Here is a 7,871-nt window from a genome sequence, read left to right on the forward strand (position 1 = left end):
GCCTAACCCGCCGCCAGAGCGCGGCCCCGGACGAGGGTAACCGGGATGTTCTCGAAACCCCAAGGAGAGGGGGGAGCTGCCCCGCGAGGGCAAGCGGAGAGGGTGTGCCGGGGGCCTAGACGGCAGGGACGGCCCCCCTCCAGGCATCTGGTGACCGGCGAAAGCTGCCGCCCGCGCTCCCCCCACGAAGAGGCCCCGCTTCGGGCCATAGGGTTGCCCTCGAAGGCACCCCGGAGCACGCAGTTTCGGCCGCTTCTGCGGGAACCAAAGAGCGGCCACCAGGGGTCATGCACTTTCGGGGTTCAGCGCGCCCCCCACTGCGGAGGTAACCCCGGCCGGAGCCCACCGGGAGCCCTGGAGAGTCACCAGGCGAACCCAGGCCCATGGAGGTGAGAGGCCTCCTCTTCTTTCGAGCGACTCCGGCCACCCCGGCCGGCCCTTGCCCGGGGGCCCTCCTCCGGCCCCCGGGACTTTTTCGCGAGGTGCCGCATGCGTGAGCTGCTTCGGGAGATGGGCATCGCCACATGGCGCGACGCGGCGGAGTTGGCAGGGACGATTCTGGCCCTGTTGGTGATTCTGGTGGGCACGGCCCTGGGCATGGTGCTGGCGCTGGTGCTCGCCGGGGTGCCGCTGCGATGAGAGACCGCGAGAACCCCTTCAGGTACGAAACCGACTATGGATACGGCCACCGCGAATGGGTCGAGGCCATCGACAGCAAGGATCGCGTGGCAGCGGTGGCGCGGTTCTCCCGCGAGCAGTGCGTAGCTGCACTGGAAGTGCCCGGGCTCCAGAAGCGCGTAGCCCAGGCCCTGCGCGGGCGGCTGCGCCGCCTGGAGACGGCGCCATGACACCCTCCGACGTGATCCGGTCGGTGTGCGCGTGGTGCGGCGCCGAGCTCGGCGTGAAGCCGGCCCGCGGTGCGCCGGGAGGCATCTCTCACGGGATCTGCCCCGCGTGCGTGGAGGGCTGGCGCGCGGAGGCCTCTCTGCCCCCGCGAACGGCGTTCGCAGCCCTGGAGGTGGCCACATGACCCCAGACGATCCCACGATTCAGGTCACCCTCCACACCGCCGATTGCCGCCAGATCGGCACGGTTCGCATCCCCGCCTTCGTGTGCCTGCCCGAGGTGCTGATCTGGGGCGAGCGCCTCTTCATCCCCTTCCCCCTGGCCACCTTCGTGCACCCCTGCTACCGGGAGGCCTTCGCCTACTCCCTGCCCGCCGCGGTGCCCCTGTGACGCCGGCAGCGCAGACCACGCGCCTTCCCCTGGGAGAGGTGCGCGACCTCCTGGCGGGGCTTCGCTGCCCCCTCTTCGCCAGCGTGCGGGGCGAGGATGCCCGCGAGGCCGTGGTGGAGACCGCGCTGCGGCGGACGGGCCGCCGTGCGATCTGCGCGGTGGTGGTGGAGGTAGAGGAGCCGGCCAAGAGGAAGAAGCGATGAGCGAGCCGACTTGGGTCGTGTTCTGCGACGGCCGCGACGGGGATCCCTTCGGGTTCCGGTGCAAGCGCTGCGGCGAGGTGGAGGACCTCGGCCCCAAGCCGGTGTCGGTGCGGCAGTTCGCCAGGCGCGGCAAGGCGTTCTTCCAGGACCACGCCGACTGCGAGGAGCCCGCGGCATGACCTGCCCCCACTGTGGCCACCGGGTCACCTGACCCGACTGCCCCGTATGCCCCCGGTGCGGGGGCTGGCTCTGATGGCAGGGTGCGGCGGGTGTGCCTATCTGACCTGGTGGGGGCTGGCCCCGCGGTGCCGGCAGCCCGAAGGGGTGTGCTGGACTCCGGCGATGCCCGGCGGGTGGGCGCTGGGCTGTGACCGATGGATTGCCGCGCTCTCCATGCCCGCGCGCCCCGAGCCCGTGGACCTGGCGGCGCACCGTGACCCTTTGCTCGAGGAGGCCCACCGTGAACGGCTTCGCACGCGCCAAGCAGCGCCAGCGCTACCGCGAGAACCCGGCGTGGCAGAGCTGCGCCCGCTGCCTCCACCGCCGCCAGGACCCGAGCCGTGGCGAATGGGACAGCCCGCCGAGCCGGTGCGGCGTGGGGGGCTTCGTGGTGCTGCTCCGGGCTACCTGCCGTTCCTGGAAGAGCCAGGCCGGTGAACGTGGCGGCGCCGTGGCGTGAGTGCGCTGGCGAAAGAGCTGGATGCCCTGGACGCGATGCGCCTGGCGGGCCTGTGCCTCTGGTGCGGCGACCCCGCCGACAGCCACGCCGTGGGCTGCCCGGCCCTGTGGCCGGTGAATCCGTGGGGGCCCTGTACCTGGTGCTTCTCCCGCTTCGAGCACGCGGCGAACTGCCCGGTGATGTCGGCCCTGCTCAATGATTGAGGGCAACCCATGACGTTCTTGCTCTCTCGCCTGGTTGATTCAAGGGATGCCGAGCAGCCCGGCCACCGTGGTTTGCCGTCCTCCCCGCACCCCTTTTTGGCGACTGTCCAGAAAGAGACAGAGATCCTGGGAGCCGGCAACCTAACATCGGAGGCAGCTGCATCATGGGCTCGGCCCTCGCGGGTCCTTCCCCCTATTTCTGTGCCTGCGGTTCCGAAAGCCCCGGATTTCGGGTCCGCATGGGATGTTGTGAAGGGTTGGAAGAATGGAATTCTTAGCGTTGGCAGGGGGTTAGCTCATGCTCGATGAGGCGGTCGGGCTGATCGATCCAGTTGCGGCACGGGGGCTGTTGCAACGGGCGTGGTGCCCCGAGGGGCCGCGGTGCCCCGGTTGCGGCGCGCGCTTCGAGGGGCGGCAGGCGGCCACGTGGGAGAAGGGGGGGCGGGTGCACTGCAACGGGTGCGGGCAGTGGGTCACCTACCGCACAGGGACCCCGCTGCACGGGTCGGTGGCCGACGAGCGCCAGGTGGTGCTCGTCGGGCTGCTCACTGCGGCCGGGGCCGCGGTGCCGGTGATCGCCCAGGCCTGCCGTCTCTCTCCCGACACCGTGCGCGCGTGGCAGCGGCGCCTGGCGGGGAGCCCGTGAGCGACGGGGGAAAGGACAACGTCGTCGACCTCGGGGCCCTGCGCGCCCAGGTGGAGGCACGCACGCGGGAGGAGGCCGAACAGCTCCAGGGAGACACCCCGGGGGACCCGGCCGAGGGCGGCGACGGGCCCGACGACCCGCGCTTCGTGCTCTCGTGTCTGGCAAACAACGAGCGCGGCGACGGCGTGCTCTACGCGACGCTCCACCGGGGGCGGTACCTGCACAACAAGGCCACGGGCACCTGGCTCAAGTGGAATGCCCACCACTGGGCGCCCGACCGTATGAACGAAGCCACCGCGGCGGTAGACCAGGTGGCGCTGCGGTACCAGACCCACGCCGCCCGGGTCTCCCAAGAAATCCGCGAGCTCGAGGAGCAGAAGGCCGACTTCGAGGAAGAGGCCAAGGCCTGCGCCCGCCGCGAGGACCACGACGGCGAGGCGGCGGCCAAGGCCAAGGCCGGGGCCGTGGGGAATCTGGCCCAGCGGGCGGCTGCCCGCCGCAAGGAACTCAACAAGCGTGTCGACCGCTTGCGGGCGGTGCGGGGGGCGGGAAACTGCCTCACCTGGGCCCACTGCATCGAGGACCCTCTCGCCATCGTCGGTGACGAAATCGACCGCAAGCCCCTGCTCCTGCCCTGCGCCAACGGCGTCATCGACCTCGAGACCGGCGAGCTCCGGCCCGGGGATCCCGCCGACCTCCTGGTGCGGGCCATCCCCATCGAGTACCGGGGCATCGACCAGGTCAACGCCGACTGGGAACGCTTCATCGACGAGATCCACCAGGGCGACGCCGAGATGGTTGCCTTCGTCCGCCGGCTTCTCGGCTACACCCTCACCGGCCTCACCACCGAGCACTTCATCGCCTGCTTCATCGGCGAGGGGGCCAACGGCAAGGGCACCCTCTTCGAGGTGCTGCGCGAGGTCATGGGCGAGCTCTCCTGGGCCATCGAGCCCGAGATGCTCCTCGACCAGAAGAACGCCAAGACCTCGGGCAGCGCCTCGGCCGACATCATCGCGCTCCACGGCCGGCGCCTGGTCGTGGCCAGCGAGACCGACCAGAACCGCCGCATCTCGGCGGCCAAGGTCAAGCGGCTCACCGGCGGCGACACCCTCAACGGCCGAAGCCCCCACGACAAGTACGAGATCAACTTCCAGCCCAGCCACAAGCTCGTGCTCTACACCAACCACCCGCCCAAGGGCCTGGCAGCCGACTTCGCGCTCTTCCGGCGGCTGGTCTACCTCTGGTACCCGCTGCGCTTCGTCGCCGACGTGGCCGCCCACCAGGAGCGCGACCCCCAGAACGCCCACCTCTACCGGCCGCGCGACGTGGCCCTCAAGGCCCGGCTCCTGGCCGACCCCGCCGGCATCCTCGCCTGGCTCGTCAAGGGCTGCCTCGAGTGGCAGCAGTTCGGCGGCCTCCAACCGCCCAAGGCCATCCTGGCCGCGGCCGAGGCCGTGCGCCGCGACGAAGACCACCTCGAGCGCTTCCTCGAGGCCCAGGCCACCCGGGTATCGGCCGAGCGCACCATCCGCTTCGCCTGGCTCTACGAGCAGTTCGGCAAGTGGTACGCCGAGAGCGTCGACGAGGACAAGCGCTACATCCCCACCAAGAAGAGCCTCGCCGACCAGCTCCGGCGCAAGGGGTACAAGACCGAGGTCGTGGGGGGGAATCTCAAGGTTTACGGGCTCGAAGTGCACGAGGTGACAGGATGACCTTCTCGTCCTGGAGAGATCTACCGAGGGGGGCGGGGCGGATCATCATGGCTCATCATGGGGTCATCATGGCTCATCATGGGGGGGTGTTTGGCGGAACGGCGGGCAAAAAACCACGAAGCCATGATGAGAGGATGAAAATCCCAGGCACGCGCGCGCGTACGCGGGTGTGCCCTTCTTCTGCTTTCTCTTTTCCTTTTTTCGTCTGCTAGTTCTTGGGATATTCATCATTTCATCTTGGTTTGAGAAAAAAAGAAAATAAAATCAAATAGTTAATAGGGCATGATGAAGCATGATGACCCCATGATGACAGGATGAGAAGTGAGCTTGTGAAATGCGCCTCCTCGAACTCGCCCAGGCCCGCATCCCTGGATTGAAGAAGAAAACCCCCCGCGAGTGGGCCGGGCCGTGCCCCGAGTGCGGCGGGAACGACCGGTTCGTGGTCACCGAGCGGCGCGGCAGCTGGGTCTTCTACTGCCGGGGGTGCGAGCACTCGGGCGGCGAGGTGGCTTTCCTGCGGCTCTGCGGCCTCAGCTGCCCGCAGGCCCACGCCGAGCTCGGGCTGCGGTGCTCGTCCGTCACCTGCCCGGCCACCCGCTGCCCGGCCCGGGACGACGCCCTGGCTCCTCGCTCCCGGCCCCTGCGCAGCCTCCGGCCGCCGGCGCCGCCGGCCCAGGCGCCCGAGTTCGTGCCCGCGCCGGCCACTACGCCCGAGGAGCAGTGGCAGGCCCGGGCGGCCAAGCTCGTGGCCACCGCCCACGAGGCCCTGCTGGCGGCTCCGCAGGCGCTGGCCTACCTGGCCGGCCGGGGCCTGCCGCGCCCGGCCGTCGAGCGCTACCGCTTGGGCTGGATCGCCCGCGACGTCTACCGGCCGCGGGCCGCCTGGGGCCTGCCCCAGGAGCTCCGGTCCGACGGCAAGCCCAAGAAGCTCTGGCTCCCGGCCGGCATCCTCATCCCCACCCTGGCCCCCACCGGGATTGTCGTGCGGCTGCGCATCCGGCGCGAGCACGTGGAGGAGGGCCGGCCCCGCTACTACCAGGTGCCCGGGGCGGGCAACGACCTGGTCTTGCTCGGCGACCTCGCCGCCCGGGCCGTGGTCGTGGTCGAGAGCGACCTCGACGCCCTGCTGGTGGCCCACGCCGCCGGCGACCTGGTGCAGGTTCTGCCGCTCACCACGGCCACCGCCAAGCCCAGGGAGTCCGCCGCCGCGGTGCTGGCCCGGGCCCTGGCCATCCTGGTGGCCACAGACCTGGACGCGAACCAGGCCGGCGGCAAGGCGGCCCGCTGGTGGCTGCAGCATTACCCCCGGGCCCGTCGCTGGCCCGTGCCCGCCGGCAAGGACCCCGGCGAGTACGCCCAGGCGGGCGGCGACGTGCGCGCCTGGGTGCTGGCCGGTCTGCCGCCCGTGTTCCACCTGGCCTCGAACCCGGTCGAAAAACCGGAAGTCCCCGCGGCCCAGGATCCCCAGCCCGCGCCGCTCCTCTGCGTGCGGGGCGAGAGCCGGGGCGGCATCCCCTACCTCATCGCCGAGACCCCGGCGCTCCTGGCCCTGGCCCGGCAGCAGTACCCCGACCACGCCCCCCTCCTCCGCGAGGAGCTCGCCCATCTCAAGGGCTACTCTGCCGAAGAGGCCCACCACGTGCTCGTGGCCCGGCAGGTCTTCCCCGAGGGGCGGATCGTGGCGAGCCGAAACACCAAGGAGGCCCCATGCCCGCGCTGAACTTCGCCGCCCGCTTCGCCCCGCTGGTCGAGTCCGGCCAGAAGCGCCAGACCCTGCGCGCCCGGCGCCGCGACGGGCGTGACCCCAAGGCGGGGCAGACCCTGCACCTCTACGCCGGCATGCGGACCCAGGGTTGCCGAAAGCTCCGCCAGGTTCTCTGCAAGGCCGTGCGGCCGGTCCGGGTCAGCCGCGGCGGCGACATCCTGGTGGCCGGCGAGCTCCTGGCCCTCTCCGCCGGCGAGGCCTTCGCCCGGGCCGACGGCTTCACCGACGTGGCCGAGTTGGTGGACTGGTTCGACCGCGTCCACGGCCTGCCCTTCGAAGGGTGTCTGATCCAGTGGTGAGCGAGGCGGCCATGCTTCCGGCGCGAGAAGAGCGCGCCGGCAACCGGAAGGGCAAGCGCCCCAAGTGGGTGCTCACGCCCGAGCTCGAGCGGGAGCTCCGGCGCCTCTACGCCGAGCCGCCCCGGGGCCGGCGGCCGGCGCTTCGGCGCCTGAGCGCGGCCTGGAACATCCCCCGCTGGCGGCTCGGCCGCTGGGCCGCGGCGCTGGGGTGCTACCAGACCGTGCGGAAGCCGGCCCCTTGGAGCGCCGCCGAGCTCGCCCTCCTCGAGCGCAACGCCCACCTGGGCCTCGATCGCCTGGCGCTGAAGCTGCGCCGTGCGGGTTACCCCCGAACCCACGCGGCCATCAAGATCCAGCTCACCCGCCGGCACCTCCGGTCCGAGCGCGAGGGCTACACGGCGCGCAGCGTGGCGATGTGCTTCGGAGTGGACCCCACGACGGTGGTTCGCTGGATCCGTATGGGTATGCTCCGGGCCAAGCCCCGGGGCACGCTGCGCACCGCGGCCCAGGGCGGGGACCAGTGGCTCGTCTTGGAGCCCGATCTCCGGCGCTTCGTCCTGGAGCACCTCGGCGAGATCCACCTGGGCAAGGTCGACAAGCACTGGTTCGTGAGCCTGCTCACCTCGGGCCGGCTCGGAGCGAAGGGAGGGAACGATGAGTGAGCCCGCGAGAAAGATGAAGACCGAAGGCACGAACGGCGTTCGCGGCGGCAGGAAGAAGGCGAACCCCGCCGAGCTGCACCTGGCCGACCGGCTGGCCGAGGCCCGCGGCCGGCGGACTCGGGAGGGAGCGGCCGCGGCGCCGGCCACCGTCGAGGAATTGGCTCCGGAGAGCGCTCGCGACTTGGCATTCCTGCCCTGGAACGTCATCGACCGGAGCCCCCTGAACCCCCGGCGGCACTTCGCCCCGGAGCCCCTCGAGGAGCTCGCCGAGAGCATCGTCACGGCGGGCGGGGTCAAGCAGAGCCTCCTGGTGCGGCCGCGCCCCGACCTCCCGGGCAGCTACTGGCTCATCGCCGGCGAGCGCCGGCACCGGGCGGTGGGGCTCCTGGTGGAGGCCGGGCGGCTGCCGGTCGACGTCGCCCTGCCGGTCCGGGTGGAGGCCGGCTGCGACGACGCCCGGCACCTC

14 protein-coding genes are annotated in these 7,871 nt (G+C 71.3%); all 14 read left to right on the forward strand.

Translation table 11 applies throughout. The features are described from left to right. The first annotated feature begins 489 nt into the window (after positions 1-489). Positions 490-639, forward strand: a complete 150-nt coding sequence (locus AB1578_20040) for a hypothetical protein (GenBank protein MEW6490184.1) — start codon at positions 490-492, stop codon at positions 637-639. Continuing rightward, positions 636-848 carry a hypothetical protein gene (locus AB1578_20045; protein MEW6490185.1) on the forward strand — a complete coding sequence of 71 codons (213 nt, stop codon included), beginning with the start codon at positions 636-638 and terminating at the stop codon, positions 846-848. Before AB1578_20040 ends, AB1578_20045 begins: the two co-directional genes overlap by 4 nt. Beyond that, positions 845-1,030 carry a hypothetical protein gene (locus AB1578_20050; GenBank protein ID MEW6490186.1) on the forward strand — a complete coding sequence of 62 codons (186 nt, stop codon included), beginning with the start codon at positions 845-847 and terminating at the stop codon, positions 1,028-1,030. Before AB1578_20045 ends, AB1578_20050 begins: the two co-directional genes overlap by 4 nt. Continuing rightward, entirely contained in the window at positions 1,027-1,236 is a 210-nt protein-coding gene (locus tag AB1578_20055) for a hypothetical protein (GenBank protein ID MEW6490187.1), read from the forward strand. The genes AB1578_20050 and AB1578_20055 overlap by 4 nt, the downstream gene beginning before the upstream one ends. After that, the gene (locus tag AB1578_20060) at positions 1,233-1,439 is read left to right on the forward strand and encodes a hypothetical protein (protein MEW6490188.1); all 207 of its coding nucleotides are present in this window, start codon (positions 1,233-1,235) and stop codon (positions 1,437-1,439) included. Before AB1578_20055 ends, AB1578_20060 begins: the two co-directional genes overlap by 4 nt. Continuing rightward, complete coding sequence (locus AB1578_20065) at positions 1,436-1,618, forward strand: hypothetical protein (GenBank protein ID MEW6490189.1); 183 nt, start codon at positions 1,436-1,438, stop codon at positions 1,616-1,618. Before AB1578_20060 ends, AB1578_20065 begins: the two co-directional genes overlap by 4 nt. 281 nt (positions 1,619-1,899) lie before the next feature. Beyond that, positions 1,900-2,118 (forward strand): hypothetical protein, encoded by a 219-nt coding sequence (locus AB1578_20070; protein ID MEW6490190.1) that lies wholly within the window; start codon positions 1,900-1,902, stop codon positions 2,116-2,118. Then, positions 2,115-2,321 carry a hypothetical protein gene (locus AB1578_20075; GenBank protein ID MEW6490191.1) on the forward strand — a complete coding sequence of 69 codons (207 nt, stop codon included), beginning with the start codon at positions 2,115-2,117 and terminating at the stop codon, positions 2,319-2,321. Before AB1578_20070 ends, AB1578_20075 begins: the two co-directional genes overlap by 4 nt. Before the next feature lie 298 nt (positions 2,322-2,619). Beyond that, positions 2,620-2,967: a hypothetical protein gene (locus AB1578_20080; GenBank protein ID MEW6490192.1), complete on the forward strand. Its 348-nt coding sequence runs from the start codon at positions 2,620-2,622 to the stop codon at positions 2,965-2,967. Continuing rightward, complete coding sequence (locus AB1578_20085; protein MEW6490193.1) at positions 2,964-4,679, forward strand: phage/plasmid primase, P4 family; 1,716 nt, start codon at positions 2,964-2,966, stop codon at positions 4,677-4,679. Before AB1578_20080 ends, AB1578_20085 begins: the two co-directional genes overlap by 4 nt. Positions 4,680-5,013: 334 nt before the next feature. Then, positions 5,014-6,399 carry an alpha helicase gene (locus AB1578_20090; GenBank protein MEW6490194.1) on the forward strand — a complete coding sequence of 462 codons (1,386 nt, stop codon included), beginning with the start codon at positions 5,014-5,016 and terminating at the stop codon, positions 6,397-6,399. Beyond that, complete coding sequence (locus AB1578_20095) at positions 6,387-6,743, forward strand: ASCH domain-containing protein (GenBank protein ID MEW6490195.1); 357 nt, start codon at positions 6,387-6,389, stop codon at positions 6,741-6,743. The genes AB1578_20090 and AB1578_20095 overlap by 13 nt, the downstream gene beginning before the upstream one ends. An 11-nt stretch (positions 6,744-6,754) precedes the next feature. Continuing rightward, positions 6,755-7,405: a hypothetical protein gene (locus AB1578_20100; GenBank protein MEW6490196.1), complete on the forward strand. Its 651-nt coding sequence runs from the start codon at positions 6,755-6,757 to the stop codon at positions 7,403-7,405. Continuing rightward, positions 7,398-7,871 (forward strand): ParB N-terminal domain-containing protein (locus AB1578_20105; GenBank protein MEW6490197.1); only part of this gene is annotated, 474 nt, incomplete at its 3' end. The genes AB1578_20100 and AB1578_20105, both read left to right, overlap by 8 nt.

Source organism: Thermodesulfobacteriota bacterium (assembly GCA_040756475.1).
Lineage (GTDB): Bacteria > Desulfobacterota > Deferrisomatia > Deferrisomatales > JACRMM01 > JBFLZB01.

What these genes read in the sequence shown, in the direction of transcription:
- AB1578_20040 (MEW6490184.1), top strand. Translation starts at nt 490, where the DNA reads ATGCGTGAGCTGCTTCGGGAGATGGGCATCGCCACATGGCGCGACGCG.
- AB1578_20045 (MEW6490185.1), top strand. Translation starts at nt 636, where the DNA reads ATGAGAGACCGCGAGAACCCCTTCAGGTACGAAACCGACTATGGATAC.
- AB1578_20050 (MEW6490186.1), top strand. Translation starts at nt 845, where the DNA reads ATGACACCCTCCGACGTGATCCGGTCGGTGTGCGCGTGGTGCGGCGCC.
- AB1578_20055 (MEW6490187.1), top strand. Translation starts at nt 1,027, where the DNA reads ATGACCCCAGACGATCCCACGATTCAGGTCACCCTCCACACCGCCGAT.
- AB1578_20065 (MEW6490189.1), top strand. Translation starts at nt 1,436, where the DNA reads ATGAGCGAGCCGACTTGGGTCGTGTTCTGCGACGGCCGCGACGGGGAT.
- AB1578_20080 (MEW6490192.1), top strand. Translation starts at nt 2,620, where the DNA reads ATGCTCGATGAGGCGGTCGGGCTGATCGATCCAGTTGCGGCACGGGGG.
- AB1578_20090 (MEW6490194.1), top strand. Translation starts at nt 5,014, where the DNA reads ATGCGCCTCCTCGAACTCGCCCAGGCCCGCATCCCTGGATTGAAGAAG.
- AB1578_20095 (MEW6490195.1), top strand. Translation starts at nt 6,387, where the DNA reads ATGCCCGCGCTGAACTTCGCCGCCCGCTTCGCCCCGCTGGTCGAGTCC.
- AB1578_20100 (MEW6490196.1), top strand. Translation starts at nt 6,755, where the DNA reads ATGCTTCCGGCGCGAGAAGAGCGCGCCGGCAACCGGAAGGGCAAGCGC.